The organism is Ruminococcus sp. 1001136sp1 (assembly GCF_039841815.1).
GTDB lineage: Bacteria > Bacillota > Clostridia > Lachnospirales > Lachnospiraceae > Blautia_A > Blautia_A faecis.
Window position 1 is genome coordinate 12,778 of sequence record NZ_JBDPGY010000021.1, and the last position, 17,084, is coordinate 29,861.

A 17,084-nucleotide genomic window follows, 5' to 3' on the forward strand; every position below is an offset into this window, starting at 1 on the left:
CATATCTCTTTTTATGGCAAGTATCTGTTTTGTTTTTCGTTTTATAACAATATTGTCATTACTATTTATTTTTAATAACAATTTTGTCATTTTTCGCTGTTTTTTTATGACTTATACTCATTTTTTACCAACTGTTCGCAGCAACCAATTTACTCATCTTTTTCAATATTTTCCAAGCCAAAATTTACAGCTTTTCTAAGGGCTTCAAGTTCTTCCTGGCTCAACATTACATAGGACTCTCCCTTTACAATTTCTTTCAGATAAAGGAAGCAATTGTCTCTGCTGTGTACTGCATTCAAAATTACTCCGGAATTATCCTGATCCAACAAAGCCAGTGCAAAACTAAGTTTTCCGCCTACATCATCGAACGCATCATACTTTTCAACGCCATATTTGCTGAACATAGATTCCAAATGATGTTTGATAAAGCTGATGTCGTGCTCATGATCCTCTTTGGCTTCATAAAGGCGGTCAATCTGAGCGAATTTTCGTACAAAAACTTTCTCAAGAGATTGTGCGTCACTGCCTTTCATGAACATTTTGTATTTACGTTCCAAACGGCTAAGCCTCATTTTGCTGCTGAATACATTCACCGCCAGAACGATGGTCAGAATCAGCAGTAAAATAATAATGATACCCGGGTCAATTCCCAGGCTGTCAAAAATACTGCTCATGCACTCTCCTTATCTTATTGATTCAAACAACTCAATGATTCTTTCCAGTTCATCTCTGGAATAATATTCAATTTCAATTTTACCTTTATTATTTTTCTTTCTGTGGATAAAAACCCGGGTTCCCATAATGCCCTTCATTTTCTCCTCGAGACTCTCGTAAATCGCATCTTCAGCTGTATTTACCGTCTTCTGAGTTTTCTTCGGTGGCTCCACAATATGTTTTACCAGTTTTTCAGTCTCTCGAACACTTAATTTCTCATCAAAAATCTTCATTGCCACACTTGCCTGCTTATCTTTGTCTGTAATCGCAAGAATTGCACGAGCATGCCCAGCTGAAATCATCTCATCAATCAGCATCTGCTGAACTCTTTCATCCAATTTCAAAAGGCGAAGGGAATTAGTCACTGCAGTTCTGCTCTTAGAAACGCGTTCTGCAATATTATCCTGTTTCAGCTTAAATTCGTCGATCAGACGCTTATAGGCCATCGCTTCCTCTATTGGATTTAAGTCTTCCCGCTGAATATTTTCAATCAGGGAAATCTCAACTACCTGCTGATCATTAAATTCCTTAATGATTACCGGAACTTCTTTCACCCCGGCAAGTTTAGCTGCCCTCCATCTTCTCTCGCCCGCAATAATTTCATAGTAATCGCCTTTATTCGAAACCAGAAGTGGCTGCAAGATGCCAAACTGCTTAATTGATTCAGATAATTCCAATAAAGCATCCTCATCAAACTGCTTGCGTGGCTGAGTTCTGTTTGGCTCTACCTTTGAAATCTTCACAAGCATTTCAGATTTCTTCGGTTCTTCAACTACTGCAGCTTGTGCTGTATCTTTTGTTTCTGCAGCACTCTTCACTGCTGAAGCATTCAAAGAACCTTCTTCCTGCTGATGTAAGCTTTCATTTGTGGCAACTGGCTTTTGCTCCTGTTTTTTTTCAGCTGGCTTCACTGACTTCTCCGGGAAAAGAGCATCCAGACCTCTTCCAAGACCTTTCTTTTTAACTGCCATTACTCAACCTCCCTGTTTATCACTTCTTCCGCAAGAAGGCGATAAGCTTCTGCTCCTGTGGATCTCGGATCATAAAGAGTAATCGGCTGTCCGTAACTTGGAGCTTCTGCCAGTCTGACATTTCTCGGAATAATAGTCTTGTAAATATTCTGCTGAAGATTTTCCTTAACATTCTCTACTACCTGTAGCGATAAATTTGTACGGGCATCATACATAGTAAACACAACGCCCTCAATCTCAAGATCATTATTCAGCCTATCCTTTACCAGATCAATAGTATGTATCAGCTGTGATAGTCCTTCCAATGCATAGTACTCACACTGAATCGGAACCAAAACAGATGTCGCAGCAGTAAGTGCATTAATAGTAAGCATATTCAGAGATGGTGGACAATCAATAATGATATAATCATAATTATTCTTTATTTTGTCAGTAATCTCTTTCAATATGTATTCTTTATTATCAATACCAACAAGCTCAATCTCTGCGCCAGACAGATTTACATTTGATGGTATCAAATCTACATTTTCTACTACATCTTTGACAATCGTCTTCTCAACATCGGACTGTCCTACCAGAAGTTCATACAAGGTATCTTCTACTTCATTTTTATCAACACCTAATCCACTGGTAGTGTTTCCCTGAGGATCCATGTCAATTGTCAGAACCTTTTTTCCCTGTTCTGCCAGGCATGCAGAAAGATTAATGGCTGTGGTAGATTTGCCAACGCCGCCTTTCTGATTAGCAACCGCAATCGTTCTGCCCAATATCAACCCTCCCTTTCATATTATTTAGGTTACTGTTCACACAACATTTTTATAAAAAGCAACATGTTTAATTGTAAAAAGAAGCCTGCTTGCAGGATTCTCCACCTACGGCGGGGCACCTCGAGCGCCATCTAACTTTCTGCCACAGTGTAATCCTACCTGGTAGGGCTTTTTATGCAATAGAAAATTTTAACAGAATTTCTTATTACATAAAAATGTTTCACGTGAAACATTTTGCAAATTTTAATTGCACACAATAACCAAAGTTTATAGATTACACCACCATCCTACAGGTTCTGCAATCTTATCATATAACTATTGCTATTATAACACTTTTAAATTTATCTCGCCACATAATGTTTCACGTGAAACATAGAAAATGGCATTTCTTTTCATAAAAATATTGTCTATTTTTATCTTCTTATTAATTATAACCCTAACTGTGGGATTTTAAACATTTTTTGGAATGTATTTGTTGGAAGTCAACATATAAAAAATTATTATTATTTTCTATTGCTATTTAGTTGATTAAAAGTTCTTCAATGCGGACGCATTTGGACAATGTGTATTACTCACTCGCCGGCGCAACGCTCCAGCAAACTAATCGCTAACTGCGACTAATGCGTTCGGGAGAACCCTCACGCATAAGTCTACGTAAGCGCTGAATTTCGCTTACGCTAAGAGCGCGCCTGAAATGGCTCGCTGGAGTAATACACATTGCCCAAATGCTGTGTACTGGCTGAGACTTGCTGGTTGATAAGAACTTTTAATGAAGAGGGGAGGGGGAGTGATTGTTTTCCCTACACTTTCTTGGCAACGATAGATTTGCAAAAAACAATAAAGTTGCGGGATACCAATTACTTCCCCCACTCCCGTTGTTATCGTTACTGTTTCTTTCTTCCCTTTCCAGCATCAAGCAATTTTGCAATGTATATTCGCAAGCCGCGCATTTCAGGAGCGGTTTTAGTGGAGGTGAGATCCATGACTTACGGAGACTTAGGCGCGAAGGCTCTCCTGAGCGTCTTAGTCGCAGTTAGTCATTAGCTTGCCGGAACGTTGCGACGCGCGGCGGTGAATATACATTGTGAAATCGCGTCCGGGATAACGACCAACACATTAAATAAGTTATAGATTTGGTAAAGCCAATAAAACCGCGAAATATCAACCATATCTAAACAGGTTATCAAAAGCAAATAATATGTCTTTTTTCGTGAAGCATGTTACTGGTCACGAAATGAGTAGCAATCAGTATTGTTGCTGTTCACCAGTGATGCTCCGCGAGGTGTTTTTTGTGAAAAAAATTCACAGAACCCCCGAGAATTAAGTTTGCGCAGCAAACGCTACTTCTTGTGCTTGTCACAAGAAGATTCGTCTTCCTGTGCATCGCAAAGCGTGTTACTGTGAACGGAGTGAACAGCAGCCCAGTATTCTGTCAATTCCCATTTATATGCCAAAAAACATTGTAAAATCAGCCTCTTTGGCGTATAATATACATACAAACTCAAAGGAGGTCCTCTATAAAATGAAAGACACTAAACATAAAATTCCGACTCTGGCCGCGTTGACTACGATTGCCGCTGGTGTCATCCATCTCACCAATAGAGTGATTGTTGCCTCTTCCCAGTTAAAAGAAATGCTTGATTTTTCCAATCACAACTATTATAATTGGCGTTTCGGAAAAATTTATTATACCAAGAAGGGAAAAGGCTCTCCTCTTCTTCTTATTCATGATACAATGCCTGGAGCCAGTGGATACGAATGGTCTCGTGTTGAGGATCAACTTGCTCAAGAGCACACCGTATATACCCTTGATCTATTAGGTTGCGGACGTTCGGAAAAAGCTGGAATTACATATACAAATTTTCTTTTCGTACAAATCATCTGCGATTTTATAAAAAATGTAATTAAAGAGAAAACCGACATCATTGCAAGTGGTTTCTCATGTTCATTTGTTACTACTGCCGCTGCTTACGATAAAGAAAGCATTAATAAAATCATGTTTATTAATCCGGTAAGCATGATTTCTCTTGCCCAAACTACCACAAAAAAGGATAAATTATTCAAATTCTTTATCGAACTGCCTATATTTGGAACCTTTATCTACCATATAATTGTTTCGCGTGAAACAATTAATGATTTCTTCCTTGATAAGCTTTATTATAATCCATTCCATGTAGACAAAGATGTCCTGGATGCATATTATGAAGCTGCGCACAAAGGTGGTTATTATGCAAAATGCCTATACTCCAGCCAAAGTGCTAAATATATGAATATCAACATTCGCCATGCTGTAGAATCAATTGATAACAGCATTTATATCGTAGAAGGTGAAGATGAGCCAAATGGTGCTGCAATTGTAGAAGCTTATCAGAAAGTAAATCCAGCAATTGAGTCAGCAACCATTCCATGTTCCAAGCATTTTCCACATATTGAGAATGTAGAAGCATTTCTTGAGCAAGTTGGTGCATTCTTTTAATTAAAATAAAGATATAGATATGCCTTCAAAGCAGAATAAAAAGCTTCGAGATTGTATAATATAATCCCGAAGTTTTTTTGTTTTTGTAATAATAATTTATTATGCTTTATGCTTTTCCTGTTCTTTCTATATTTCCAGAGCATATTAAAAAAGCTTTCTACAAGATGTACGTCACAATTTGTGGGACTTTGACCAGGATGAGGATGAGGTTGCCGTAGCGAATATGGCAGCCAAATTCAGGAATATATACCACAAAGTAAGGTGTGCGGATTGCGAAAATGTTTTTTGATACATCCCAGAGAGTGTTTGAAAAAGGCTTTCTGCAAGGTGCGCGCCACAATTTGCGGGAGATTTGGCCAGAATGAAGGTGCTGCAACGTGCTACGACACACCCAACTACGGGTAAAATATACTGCAAAGTGGGGGGGTGGATTGAGAAATGATTTTCAAATACATCTCAGAGCTCTTTTCGTATTGTTTTGTTGTTATTTTGTTATTTTTTCAATTATGCGCTGTTCCATTTTATCTTTATACAATCTTTTTGTTTTAATTAGAATTGTTTAAAAGTATATTTTTACATAACAATATATTTTTCAGAGGATTTTTACGATTCATTTGCCTGTTTTGTTGTTCAAAGTACATTAAATAGGCCTTTGTTGTATCATCGTGTCGTTAAGTGTTATTTATTGGACTTTATTGTATGTTTTAGTAGGTTTTTATTTTATAAAAGTTATTATTACATTTTATATTTACCGTAATATTTCAGAAAGCAAAAGCAAAGTTTCTGTTTTCGGACTTTTTATATAGTCGGCTAATGTAAAACCATATGAGTAAAATTCAAAGATTTTTAAAATTTTATTTTCAAAAACAATGCATATAGAAATTCAAACAGACAAAATAGCCAACGTTAATTACATATTTCATACCATTTGAAATATCAGCGGACCAGAGCGTGTTTGGAAAAGGCTTTCTGCAAGATGTGCGTCATAATTTGTAGGAGATTTTGCCCGGATGAGGGCGTCGTAACGAGCTGCGACAACCGAATTCGGACAAAATATACCACAAAATTTGGCACGCAGATTGCAGGAATGATTTTTAAATGCATGCCACAATTCACAGGAGCTTTAACTTAAATTCAGTTGCTGTAGTGAACCACAGCGACCGAATCCGAATAAGATATATAACAAAGCAAGGCGTGCAGATTGCAGGAATGATTTTTCAGACACGCTCGGGCGTAGCCCGCCACACATTTTTTCCATCCGCACCTTCAACTTCACGCATCCAGCTTGATTGATATCGTTATTTGCAAAACGATGTACGCGCATATTCATATCCAGTAGAATTCTTATGCAACAGGCAATTCAACAGTTTTTCCAAACAGCAAAAAAGATCCTTGTCCTGTTTTTTTCACAGGCAAGGATCTTTTTTAATCATTTTTTCAGCTACTACTCTTCAGCATCCTCTGAAGCCTCTGTCGTTTCTGTTTCAGCATTATCTGTAGAAGCATTTGTTTCAGGATCTGTTGTCTCAGCGTTTTCGTTTTCCTCTTTCTCACCAGTTACAGATTCAAATGCCTGAAACAGTTCTTTTACTGTCATTTTATTTACCAGATATACTTTTTTGTTTATAACAGCGGCATAGTAATTTGTATCATAGGAATAATACTCCACTTCCATTTCATTTCCATCTATATCTGTAAATTTCACAGTCATTTCCGGATCTGTATTGGACTTAAATTCATCAGTCAGACGTTTCTGCGCTGTCATGTTGATCAGCTTATTGTAGAACGTTGTAAATGTTGTGCTGTCCAGATCTTTTCCATTTAGTGTATAAGATAAGGTTACACTAGTTGAACTTGTGGTGCTTGCAGTAGAAGAACTGTCATCTGTATTTTCAGTATCTTCGCCGGTCAAATCACCTGATGAAGTGTTATCATCAGCAGCATTTCCCTCTACTTCGTTGCCGTCGGCAACATCACTGCTGGTACTATCTGTTGTATCTTCATCTTCCGTCTCATTATCCGATGTTTCTACGTTTTCATCCTCAGATGTTTCACGTGAAACATTTACGATATAATCTTCTCCTCCGTAGTTCACATCCAGAGTATCCAGATTATTTGCAGACAAATAGCTTACTGTCAAATCCCAGAAATCAGCATTTGTTTTTCCAAGGAAAGTATCAAGAGAATCCTCGGATATTGTATAAATTTCGTTGCTGTCATTCACCCGAACATATCTTCCACCATCTGAAGATTGATCTCCAACCTGAATTACAAGTTCTCTGTCAACCATTTCAGTTTCCGGTTCTGAATCTTCTTCTGCATCTTCAGAACTTTCTGCGGATTCAGTATCTGCTGTTTCCACCCCAGCCTCGTCATCTGATTCAGTTACATCTGTATCTTCTGCTTCGACGTTGTCATCTGCTGTTTCATCTGTATTCTCATTTTCTACAGCTTCTGAATCTTCTGTGTCTGCCACATCCACATCTTCATCTAAGCTTTCGTTTCCATCTGTCTCAGAATCCGCATCTTCATCTGAGCTTTCGTTTCCATCTGTCTCAGAATCCGCATCTTCATCCAAGCTTTCGCTTCCATCTGTTTCAGAATCCGCATTTTCATCCAAGCTTTCGCTTCCATCTGTTTCAGAATCCGCATTTTCATCCGCCTGGTTCTCATCCCCAGATGCCTCTGAGACCTCCTCATCGCCATTTTCAGCCTCGTTTTCATCATCAGTGGACTCTTTCTCAACTTCTTCCTGATAATCCACTGTAATCTCTGCATACGGCTTATCTAATCCGTACTGAGAGAGCTCATCTTCTGCGCAGTTATAATTTACATAACTTGCATAAGCCACACTGGATAATGTACTGGCTAAGGAAGTTGCCTTCGCGGAATCTGCTTTCTCAGTCTCTCCATTGCCAGTAATATTCCAGAAATTATTTTCATCTTTCTCTACAACATAGGAAGAATCCTTTCCATCTACAGAAATTTTGCTGACCGTAGAGGAATCCACAGTTGGGAAAACGCCGCTTTTTGCAAAGTCGTACAAAGTTCCCTCAAAAGAAGAAAACGTGGAATTGCTTACTACATAAACTGTAGAAGAATCCTTGTTCAAGTCAATGTATTCCTGACTTGTGGAATCATTCTCCATTCCAAGCTGAATTACTGTCGTTTCCCCATCTTCTGTGGTAACCGTGATCGTGTTCTCCGGCTGATCCAATTCATACTCTGATGCATCCTCCACATTTTCCAGTGTTCTTTCCGCTTTTATAGAATTCAGGGAGCTGACCAGTGTATCAAATTTATCCTGATCTACCGGGAAACCAGTTTCATCACTTTTCACCCAGAAATCTCCATCTTTTTCAAAGGTAACTTCTTTTTTATCAATTACAAATTTTATTGATTTCACATCAGCAGACGCTATGGAAATAATTTCCGGATTTTCTTCCTCCGCACTTTCAGTATCCGCGGCCTCCTGCTTGGCTACGTAGGCTTTTACGCCTACGTATGCGCCGCTGAGGACAACCAAAACGCCCACTGCTGTAATAAGATTTACTGATTTTTTCTTCATCAGGCTTTTCTCCTCTTTAACCAAATCATAAATCCAATCAACAGGAATGCTCCAGGAATCAGACCAATGGTACAGATTTTCCAGAAGCTTGCATCATATGCTGTCAAAGTCAGATAAGATACTTCCAGACTCTTTGATGGGATAGAAACTGTTGTACTGTCTTCTGTGTCTACCAGAGAACTTAAAGAAGCCATCACAAGTTTCTCATTTCCACCGGAAACCATCTGATTGATCTGGCTCTGCAGCAGGTTTGATGTGGAATAATAAATAATATGAGTCTCTTTATCATCATCTACAGTCTCTGTAATGCTGACACCCAGGTCAAATGGGCCATCCACATCACCGTCTTCCTTTTCAAGAGAACCGCTGTTCAAATCCGTCTTTGAATATGCGCTGTCGGAAGTTGTAAGAAGGCTTTCAATATTCACAGTGTCTCTCACATCATCAGATTTCTGGATTCCCTGCGCATACGGCATCAGAATGTAATATCCGGAAGAAGCCACATCAGATGTAATATCTGTGCTGTTTACAGTTGGAACCAGGTAGTACGGCATCTGAGCGGCATAATGCTGTGCATTTCCTTCAAATACCAGGCCATCTACTCTACTTACGCCGTAGTTTTCCAGCACTGCATCAAAGTTTTCCATTTTTTCTCCTGTGTAATCGGAGAAAATCATTGCTTTTCCACCATTTTCCAGATAATCGATCAATGCAGTCTTCTCATCCTCTGAGATATCTGTTGTAGGAGAATCAATCAGCAGACAGCTGGCATCCTCTGGAACGCTTCCCTCTGTAAGCAGATTCAGGGATTTGATTTCCATGTTTGCTTTCTCAATATCTTCCTTGATCGTAGAATCAAGCTTCTGCTCTCCATGTCCCTCTAATGTGTACAATACCGGCAGGTTTTCACTGGTTACATATGCGATGGCACTTGTGATCTGTCCTTCGCCGTCGAAGCCTGTTGTCTGATAACTGTATGTGTTGTAATCCATTGTAGATTCGTAAATATTGTTATAATTTACAACCTTATTTCTGTCTCCGCATACAACAATTAAGCTATTAGAGGAAAGGTTATCACTGGTGTATTCACTGACAAATTTAGGATTGACCACTGGATCTTTCTGTTCCACCTTAATATGATCAGATTCATCTGCATATCTTTGAAGCAGATTACTGATAGTCTCATCCTCACTTCCGCTCTGGGCGATCTGATATATGGTTACATCCTTGTCCAGATCTTTCAGCATCGCTTTTGTCTCATCACCGATGGTGTAAAGTTTCTCGGAGCTGATATCCAGCTGCGTATACTTTGAAGGAAGATTTCCTACAATCATATTTATAACAATAATGATAGCAACGAAAACAACAATCATAACAGAACTATAGCTTCCATTTTTCAAGTACTTTTTATTAATACTGTCTTTAAATTTTCGTTTTTCTTTTTTGTTATTATTGTTATTACTTTCAGCACTTTCAATATCAATTGCATTTTTATCGTTATTGTCAATATTGTTATCATTTTTCTTCTTAAAAAACATTTTCCCCACCTCCTTAATTCCAACGTCTCTTCAAAATTGTCTGCATGGTAAGGAATATACAAATGGCAATGACAGACAGGAAATAAAGAACTCCAGTCACATCAAAAATACTGTTTGTAAAGTTTTCAAAGTGTGAACTTAAGTTAAACACTTCAAGAACCTTCTGGATTCCTCCTTCAAATACGCTGGATTTTACAACATAAATAATCACCAGTGCCACTTCTCCAATCACGCAGACAGCACCTGAAATCACTGCATTTTTAATCATACTGTAGATCATAAGGCTAAGCGCTATGATCAGAATGCCAAATGTCACACATGTAGACATTGCTGTTTCTGAGAAAAAGGAAGAAATTCCATTCATCATATAAAAAGCAAATAAAAATACAAAGGTAAGAACTGCTGCAATTACCTGGCTCTCAGTGATTGCTGAGAAAAATACGCCGATTGCAATGTTTGCACTTCCCAAAAGGAAAAATCCAAGGAGTGCTGTGTACGCGGAACCAAATGCAACGGTTCCGAACTTCGCCATAATCAGCGGATAAGTTGCAAGAACTGCAATAGGGATTGCATAAATAGTCACAAGTGCAAGATATTTTCCCATTACGATGCCGGATACAGATACTGGAGAAGTAAGCAGAAGCTGGTCTGTTTTCTGCTTTCTTTCCTCAGCAAGTACACGCATGGTCAGGATCGGCACTGCAATCAGAAACACAAAGGTCATGGCATTTAAAGTATATTCAAATTTCGGATAAGCAGCTGAAAGCTGGTACGCTGAAAAGTAAATACCTGCGATCAGCAACACAAAAAACATAAACAGGTAGCCGACCATGGAGGTCAGGTAGCTTTTCAGCTCTCTTTTATAAATAGCAAGCATGGTTTACTCTTCCCCCTTTTCTTCCTCAGATGCGGCAAAACTATCCTGTTTATCACCAGACAGTCCATTATCTGACACATCATTGGATACTTCGCCCGATTCATCAAACTCTTTTTCTTCAAGTCCATTATCAGGGACAGTATCTTCGTTTTTCTCATTCAAATACTTCTCAGCATCTGCTGCCGTCTTAAAGAAAGATTTTCCGGATTTTTTTCCTGACGCATCTTTATCTTTTTTCTCGCTCTCTGTAAGTTCAAGGAAGATCTCCTCCAGAGAAACTTTCTTAGACTGCATTTCAAGGATCGGACAGCTGGCATTTACCATACTGTAGAACACTTTTTCACGCACATCCATATTCTCTTCTGTTCCCACTGTAATGGCATATACGCCTTCCTCCGGGCTTTTCTTTACCGTAACCTCTTTTACCCCTTCTACGGCCTCCAGAGCGGCTCTGATAGTGTCTTTCTGACCTTTTACAAGCAGATTCAGGTTGTTTGAGCCTGCTGCCAGTTTTCCCAGATTCTCAGGGGTATCGCTGGCTACCAGTTTTCCATGGGAAATGATCAGCACGTAGTCGCAAACGGCGCTGACTTCGGACAAAATATGGGAGCTAAGGATAACGGTGTGTTTCTGTTTCAGGCCTTTGATCAGATCGCGGATTTCGTTGATCTGTTTTGGGTCAAGACCGACAGTCGGCTCATCCAGAATGATGACTTCCGGGTAGCCAAGCACTGCCTGGGCGATTCCTACACGCTGTCTGTAACCTTTGGAAAGATTCTTGATCAGGCGGTTTTTCATGTCGGTGATCTTTACCATATCCATGATTTCTTCGATCATGGATGCTTTTTTATCTTTAGGAATTTTCTTCAGATCTGCTACGAATTTCAGATATTCCAGAACGGTCATATCAAAATAAAGAGGTGGCATTTCGGGTAGATATCCGATGCATTTTTTTGCCTCCTCAGGTTCTTCCAGAATATCATGACCGTCTATGACTACTGTTCCCTCGGTGGATGCAATATAGCCGGTTATCATATTCATGGTCGTGGATTTTCCAGCACCGTTGGGGCCCAGGAAACCATAAATCTTGCCTTTCTCTATTTCAAAAGAAAGGTGGTCTACAGCGGTGTGATCGCCGTAGCGTTTTACCAGATTTTTTACTTCAATCAAGTTTCTTACCTCCTTCAAGTTGCAGATGCATGGCTTATCCCATGCATCTGTTTATGATTATTTTATGTGCAACCTGTGAGGAAATTTAGATAATTATGTGAGAAATATGTGATTATTTTGTGTTGGAAATGTGTCCCAAAATAAAATACATTCCGCAAAGTGGGGCATGCAGATTGCGGGAATGATTTTTCAAACACGCTCTAAGGCACGGGGATGTGGAATAGAAAAAAAATCAAAGACAGTTGCGAGGAAGCTGGAAATCCTATGCCAGAATATACGATTAAGTGTGAGGATATTATGGTTATGTTTAAGAGCTTGGTTAGTAGCTTGGTTAATCACACTAACCAAGCTACTAACCAAACTATTCCCAATGAAGACAATTCCATAGCAACTCGTATTTTGAAAGTGATTGAGACAGAACCTATGTTATCTCAGAAAAAAATCGCCGATATTATCGGAGAGAAATATAGTACGGATTTCTTCCTCTTTCAGGCCTAAAGTTATCTTAATATTAACATATATTCTACGCCAGCGGCTCCTTCGCCGGCAAGCCAGCCTTCCTGGGGTACTTTTTCGCGGTCGGTTTCATCTTCTTGATCACCACAAAAGAACGATCCATATCCGTGTCCATAAGTGGAAATTTCACTACATCCTGAACTTTTCCACCAAGGATTTTCACAGCATTTTCTGCCTGCGCAAGCTCTTCATCAATCTTGCCGGATTTATAAGAAATAAAGCTGCCACCTTCTTTTACAAAGGGGATACAATACTCGGAAAGGGTGCTTAAATTGGCTACTGCGCGGGAGACACAGAAGTCATATTTTTCTCTGTGTTCCTTCTGTTTCGCGTAGTCTTCGGCTCTTCCGTGAAGCGCTGTTACGTCTTTTAAACCAAGCATTTCGATTACTTCATTAAGGAAATTCACCCTTTTATTCAAAGAATCCAGAAGGGTGATTTTAAGCTCCGGAAAAGCAATTTTCAGCGGGATTCCAGGGAAACCAGCGCCGGTTCCGATATCGATCACGGACTTTCCCGCCAGCTTTTTCTGGTCAAAACTGCCTACTTTTACGATAGATAAACTGTCAAGAAAATGCTTTAAAATCACCTCGTTGTACTCGGTAATTGCAGTTAAATTCATTACCTTATTTTTCTCTACAAGGTACTCATAATAAGTGATAAACTGCTTCTTCTGCTCCTGGGACAGAGCAATTCCAAGCTCTTCAAGTCCTTTCTCAAAGAGGGTTAAATCATATTCCATAAACTTCTCCTTATACCTCAAACTACTTATTTTTTTACTTTCCAGTTGCTAATACACAGCGTTTTTGCAAGTAATATTCTTTAGCAGGTCATTTCAGGTGCGTTTTTAACGAAGGTGAAATCCACTGGTCAGGTCGACTTAGACAAGAGGTCTCTCCCAAGCGTCTTAGTCGTAGTTACCAGTTATTTCACCGTAGAGCGTGTTTGAAAAATCATTTCCGCAATCTGCACGCCCCACTTTGCGGGAGATTTTGCCCGAATTCGGTTGCCGTAGCCCGCTACGGCGCCCTTATCCGAACAAAATCTCCCACAAATTGTGACACACATCTTGCAGAAAGCCTTTTTCAAACACGCTCTAGTGCCCAACCGACCTGCGTGGAATATTACTTGCAGAAACGCGTCCGTTTAGTGACGCTCCTTCCCATACTGCTCCATATAAACCAGCAGCACCGAAATATCCGCCGGTGAAACACCGGAAATTCGGGATGCCTGTCCAATGGAAACAGGTCTGTAAAGTTCCAGTTTCTGCCGTGCCTCAATGCGCAGGCTCTTTACTTTCTCATAGTCCAGATCCTCTGGAATCTTCTTGGCTTCCAGCTTCTTAAACTGCTCTACCTGCTTCATCTGGCGGCGGATATAACCGTCGTATTTAATATTAATGTTTACCTGCTCCTGCACATCCCAGGCAAGTTCAGGGCGGTTCTTATCAATAGGAGCCACCTCTGCATAGGAAAGCTCCGGTCTGCGGATCAGCTCTGCAAGACTGATTCCTGACTTAAGTGGTGTGCTTCCTTTGCTTTCCAGAAGGCTCTGAACTGCCTCTGTCATACCCACATTTGTATTCTCCACACGCTGGATTTCTTCCGCTATCAAGCGTTCTTTTTCCACTACTTTTGCATAGGTTTCGTCATCTACAAGACCTACCTCCCAGCCCTTTTTACGAAGTCTCAGATCCGCATTATCCTGACGGAGAAGTAGACGGTACTCGGCACGGCTGGTCATCATACGGTATGGCTCATGGTTCTCTTTTGTAACCAGATCATCAATGAGAACACCGATATAAGCCTCAGAACGATCCAGGATCAGCTGCTCTTTTCCCAGCACTTCCATGGCTGCATTGATACCAGCGATCAGTCCCTGGGCTGCTGCCTCCTCGTAACCTGAACTTCCATTAAACTGTCCGCCACTGAAAAGACCTTTAATTTTCTTAAACTCCAGCGTTGGATAAAGCTGTCTTGGGTTAATACAATCGTACTCAATAGCATAAGCATTCTTCACAATTTTTGCATGCTCAAGGCCTGGTACGCTGTGGTACATTTCCTCCTGCACATCTTCCGGCAAAGAGCTGGACATACCGCCAATGTACATCTCATTTGTGTACATTCCCTCTGGCTCAATAAACACCTGATGTCTTTTTTTATCTGCAAAACGAACTACTTTATCCTCAATAGAAGGGCAATAACGCGGACCAGTTCCTTCGATCATACCAGAGTACAGTGGGGAACGATCCAGGTTTGCACGGATGATATCATGGGTAGCCTCATTGGTATAAGTCAGCCAGCAGGATTTCTGCTCGATCTGCACATCCTCCGGATCTGTGGAAAAAGAAAATGGCACTACTCTCTCATCCCCAAACTGCTCTTCCATCTTGCTGTAGTCGATGGTATTTCCTGCAATTCGGGCAGGTGTTCCAGTCTTGAAACGGAACATTTCAATTCCCAGTTCTTTCAGAGAATCAGTCAGATAATTGGCTGCCTGCAGTCCATTTGGACCTGTATAATTGCTTACATCACCGTAAATACAGCGTGCTTTCAGATAAGTTCCAGTACACAAAACTACCGCCTTACAATGGTAGACAGCGCCGGAATACGTCTTCACACCTGTGATCTTGCCATCCTCTACCAGAAGCTTGGTAACCTCTCCCTGGCGGATGGTCAGGTTCTCCTGATTCTCCAACGTCTTTCTCATTTCATTACTGTAAGCCTGCTTATCAGCCTGAGCACGAAGGGAATGCACTGCCGGACCCTTGGAACAGTTCAGCATCTTAGACTGAATAAAAGTCTTGTCAATATTTTTTCCCATCTCTCCACCAAGAGCATCCAACTCACGGACCAGATGTCCCTTTGAACTACCGCCTACATTTGGGTTACAAGGCATCAGCGCAATACTCTCTGCGCTTACCGTAAACATGATCGTATTCAATCCCAGTCTCGCCCCAGCCAGCGCAGCCTCACAGCCAGCGTGTCCGGCACCGACCACTACTATGTCATAATTCTCCTCTAAATTTTTCATTTTTATCTCCTCTATAACACACTCATTCATATATTATCGCGTCCCTCTGCCACTACTTACCCATACAAAACTTACTAAATATCTCATTCACCAGATCTTCCCCAACTTCCTCTCCTGTGATCTTTCCAAGGCTTCCATAAGCAGCCATCAGATCAATGGAAAAGAAGTCTTCCGGCATGCCATCCTCAATACTCTTTTTTACCATTGCAAGGCTGTCTGCTGCCTCTTCCAATGCCTCTTTGTGACGGGCATTTGTAATATAAACCTCATCGTTAAAGGAGATTTTCCCGCTGAAAAACATACTCTTAATGGTATCCGCCAGCTGGGCAATTCCAGTCTCCTCTTTCGCAGAAATCGGAATGAGAGGATGGTTGATTTTCTCCTTTAATGCCTCCATGCTCACAGCCGAAGCAAGATCTGTTTTATTGTACAGTACAATTGCTTTTCTGTCTTTCAGCATTTCAATGATTTCTTCATCATTTTCATCAAGCGGTGTAGAGCTGTCTACTACGTATAACACCAGATCTGCACCTTTTGCAACCTCCCGGGCTCTGGAAACACCGATTTTCTCCACCACATCCTCTGTCTCGCGGATGCCTGCCGTATCCACAATTTTCAGCGTAATTCCATGAAGAGTAATATACTCCTCCAGAATATCTCTTGTAGTACCCTCAATATCCGTTACAATGGCCTTATTTTCCCCTACAAGAAGGTTTAACAGGGAGGACTTACCTGCATTTGGCTTACCCACGATAACCGTCTCAATTCCTTCCCGGATGATCTTGCCATCTGTGGAGGTTTTCAACAACTCTTCAATGGATTTCTGCTCTTTTTCCACAATTCCATGTAATTTCTGTGGATATCCCTCCAGACTGATGTGCTCCGGATCATCCAGAGCAGACTCGATAAAAGCAATCTCGTAGATCAGGTCGCTTCGAATCTCCTTGATGGTCTTCTGTACAGAACCTTTCAGCTGACTCATGGAGCTTTTCAACGCATATTCATTTTTCGCCTGGATCACATCCATAACTGCCTCTGCCTGGGAAAGATCCAGCCTGCCATTTAAGAAGGCTCTCTTGGTAAACTCTCCGGGGCCAGCAATCTTGGCGCCGTTTTTCAAAACCGTTTCCAGAACCCGGTTCATAGCATAGACACCACCGTGACAATCAATCTCCACGGTATCTTCTCCTGTGAATGTTTTGGGTGCGCGCATGACCATGACCAGAACTTCATCCACAATTTCTTCCCCGTCATAGATATAACCATAATGAATGGTGTGGGTGGGCACTTCTTTAATTTTCTTTTTCCCGCCCTTGGAACGGTAAATGCGGGATATAACGTCCATGGCTTCCGGGCCGCTGATTCGAATGATTCCGATTCCCGAAGCACTCACAGCAGTAGATATCGCTGCAATCGTTGTATTCATGTGATTTCCTCCATGTAAATTACAATCC

At 40.7% G+C, this 17,084-nt stretch carries 14 protein-coding genes and 2 pseudogenes; 4 read left to right on the forward strand and 12 right to left on the reverse strand.

All coding sequences use genetic code 11. From position 1 onward, the window contains the following. Nucleotides 1-149: 149 nt before the first annotated feature. From ABHC48_RS16515 to ABHC48_RS16525, 3 genes are read right to left on the reverse strand one after another with little or no spacing between them, the layout of a single operon-like run. Nucleotides 150-674: a DUF4446 family protein gene (locus tag ABHC48_RS16515; RefSeq protein WP_118580781.1), complete on the reverse strand. Its 525-nt coding sequence runs from the start codon at nt 672-674 to the stop codon at nt 150-152. Nucleotides 675-683: 9 nt separating this feature from the next. Beyond that, complete coding sequence (locus ABHC48_RS16520) at nt 684-1,685, reverse strand: ParB/RepB/Spo0J family partition protein (RefSeq protein WP_187565402.1); 1,002 nt, start codon at nt 1,683-1,685, stop codon at nt 684-686. Continuing rightward, nucleotides 1,685-2,452, reverse strand: coding sequence for an AAA family ATPase (locus ABHC48_RS16525; RefSeq protein WP_148463060.1), 768 nt, complete (start codon nt 2,450-2,452; stop codon nt 1,685-1,687). Before ABHC48_RS16525 ends, ABHC48_RS16520 begins: the two co-directional genes overlap by 1 nt. A gap of 1,522 nt (nt 2,453-3,974) precedes the next feature. Here ABHC48_RS16525 and ABHC48_RS16530 point away from each other — a divergent pair. Then, complete coding sequence (locus tag ABHC48_RS16530) at nt 3,975-4,928, forward strand: alpha/beta fold hydrolase (protein WP_195700053.1); 954 nt, start codon at nt 3,975-3,977, stop codon at nt 4,926-4,928. Between the two features lie 919 nt (nt 4,929-5,847). Here the strand turns inward: ABHC48_RS16530 and ABHC48_RS16535 are convergent. Further along, nucleotides 5,848-5,985 carry a DUF6783 domain-containing protein gene (locus tag ABHC48_RS16535; RefSeq protein ID WP_334285711.1) on the reverse strand — a complete coding sequence of 46 codons (138 nt, stop codon included), beginning with the start codon at nt 5,983-5,985 and terminating at the stop codon, nt 5,848-5,850. Between ABHC48_RS16535 and ABHC48_RS16540 the strand changes: the two are divergent. Beyond that, nucleotides 5,944-6,060, forward strand: a pseudogene (locus tag ABHC48_RS16540) (DUF6783 domain-containing protein); the annotation flags it as partial. The gene ABHC48_RS16535 and the pseudogene ABHC48_RS16540 overlap by 42 nt on opposite strands. 312 nt (nt 6,061-6,372) lie before the next feature. Here ABHC48_RS16540 and ABHC48_RS16545 read toward each other — a convergent pair. Genes ABHC48_RS16545 through ABHC48_RS16560 form a run of 4 tightly spaced genes read right to left on the reverse strand, consistent with a single transcriptional unit; the run spans nt 6,373 to nt 12,081 of the window. Further along, the gene (locus ABHC48_RS16545; RefSeq protein ID WP_195700054.1) at nt 6,373-8,496 is read right to left on the reverse strand and encodes a DUF4340 domain-containing protein; all 2,124 of its coding nucleotides are present in this window, start codon (nt 8,494-8,496) and stop codon (nt 6,373-6,375) included. Beyond that, nucleotides 8,496-10,034: a GldG family protein gene (locus tag ABHC48_RS16550; protein ID WP_195700055.1), complete on the reverse strand. Its 1,539-nt coding sequence runs from the start codon at nt 10,032-10,034 to the stop codon at nt 8,496-8,498. Before ABHC48_RS16550 ends, ABHC48_RS16545 begins: the two co-directional genes overlap by 1 nt. A gap of 13 nt (nt 10,035-10,047) precedes the next feature. Next, nucleotides 10,048-10,911, reverse strand: coding sequence for an ABC transporter permease (locus tag ABHC48_RS16555; RefSeq protein ID WP_195700056.1), 864 nt, complete (start codon nt 10,909-10,911; stop codon nt 10,048-10,050). A 3-nt stretch (nt 10,912-10,914) separates the two neighbouring features. Further along, the gene (locus ABHC48_RS16560; protein ID WP_195700057.1) at nt 10,915-12,081 is read right to left on the reverse strand and encodes an ABC transporter ATP-binding protein; all 1,167 of its coding nucleotides are present in this window, start codon (nt 12,079-12,081) and stop codon (nt 10,915-10,917) included. A gap of 264 nt (nt 12,082-12,345) precedes the next feature. On the opposite strand from ABHC48_RS16560, the gene ABHC48_RS16565 reads away from it, so the two are divergent. After that, complete coding sequence (locus ABHC48_RS16565) at nt 12,346-12,579, forward strand: hypothetical protein (RefSeq protein WP_195700058.1); 234 nt, start codon at nt 12,346-12,348, stop codon at nt 12,577-12,579. 25 nt (nt 12,580-12,604) lie between these two features. Here ABHC48_RS16565 and rsmG read toward each other — a convergent pair whose 3' ends face one another. Then, a complete protein-coding gene (gene rsmG, locus ABHC48_RS16570) occupies nt 12,605-13,339 on the reverse strand; it encodes a 16S rRNA (guanine(527)-N(7))-methyltransferase RsmG (RefSeq protein ID WP_195700059.1) in 735 nt (244 codons plus the stop codon). Nucleotides 13,340-13,521: 182 nt separating this feature from the next. Next, nucleotides 13,522-13,665, reverse strand: coding sequence for a DUF6783 domain-containing protein (locus ABHC48_RS16575; protein WP_306797078.1), 144 nt, complete (start codon nt 13,663-13,665; stop codon nt 13,522-13,524). Between ABHC48_RS16575 and ABHC48_RS16580 the strand changes: the two are divergent. Then, nucleotides 13,603-13,806 (forward strand): annotated as a pseudogene (locus tag ABHC48_RS16580) (DUF6783 domain-containing protein); the annotation flags it as partial. The gene ABHC48_RS16575 and the pseudogene ABHC48_RS16580 sit on opposite strands and share 63 nt — an antisense overlap. On the opposite strand, the gene mnmG reads toward ABHC48_RS16580, so the two are convergent. Together mnmG and mnmE are read right to left on the reverse strand one after the other, a co-directional pair. Beyond that, on the reverse strand, nt 13,744-15,630 hold the full coding sequence (gene mnmG / locus ABHC48_RS16585; protein ID WP_195700060.1) for a tRNA uridine-5-carboxymethylaminomethyl(34) synthesis enzyme MnmG: 1,887 nt from the start codon (nt 15,628-15,630) through the stop codon (nt 13,744-13,746). The pseudogene ABHC48_RS16580 and the gene mnmG sit on opposite strands and share 63 nt — an antisense overlap. A gap of 52 nt (nt 15,631-15,682) precedes the next feature. Continuing rightward, nucleotides 15,683-17,056 (reverse strand): tRNA uridine-5-carboxymethylaminomethyl(34) synthesis GTPase MnmE, encoded by a 1,374-nt coding sequence (mnmE, locus tag ABHC48_RS16590; RefSeq protein WP_195700061.1) that lies wholly within the window; start codon nt 17,054-17,056, stop codon nt 15,683-15,685. Nucleotides 17,057-17,084 lie beyond the last annotated feature (28 nt).

Excerpts from the sequence above, each read along its gene's own strand:
- mnmE (WP_195700061.1), bottom strand. The coding sequence starts at position 17,056 with ATGAATACAACGATTGCAGCGATATCTACTGCTGTGAGTGCTTCGGGA.
- ABHC48_RS16550 (WP_195700055.1), bottom strand. The coding sequence starts at position 10,034 with ATGTTTTTTAAGAAGAAAAATGATAACAATATTGACAATAACGATAAA.
- ABHC48_RS16515 (WP_118580781.1), bottom strand. The coding sequence starts at position 674 with ATGAGCAGTATTTTTGACAGCCTGGGAATTGACCCGGGTATCATTATT.
- ABHC48_RS16520 (WP_187565402.1), bottom strand. The coding sequence starts at position 1,685 with ATGGCAGTTAAAAAGAAAGGTCTTGGAAGAGGTCTGGATGCTCTTTTC.
- ABHC48_RS16555 (WP_195700056.1), bottom strand. The coding sequence starts at position 10,911 with ATGCTTGCTATTTATAAAAGAGAGCTGAAAAGCTACCTGACCTCCATG.
- ABHC48_RS16575 (WP_306797078.1), bottom strand. The coding sequence starts at position 13,665 with ATGTGTGTCACAATTTGTGGGAGATTTTGTTCGGATAAGGGCGCCGTA.
- rsmG (WP_195700059.1), bottom strand. The coding sequence starts at position 13,339 with ATGGAATATGATTTAACCCTCTTTGAGAAAGGACTTGAAGAGCTTGGA.
- ABHC48_RS16545 (WP_195700054.1), bottom strand. The coding sequence starts at position 8,496 with ATGAAGAAAAAATCAGTAAATCTTATTACAGCAGTGGGCGTTTTGGTT.
- mnmG (WP_195700060.1), bottom strand. The coding sequence starts at position 15,630 with ATGAAAAATTTAGAGGAGAATTATGACATAGTAGTGGTCGGTGCCGGA.
- ABHC48_RS16530 (WP_195700053.1), top strand. The coding sequence starts at position 3,975 with ATGAAAGACACTAAACATAAAATTCCGACTCTGGCCGCGTTGACTACG.
- ABHC48_RS16565 (WP_195700058.1), top strand. The coding sequence starts at position 12,346 with ATGCCAGAATATACGATTAAGTGTGAGGATATTATGGTTATGTTTAAG.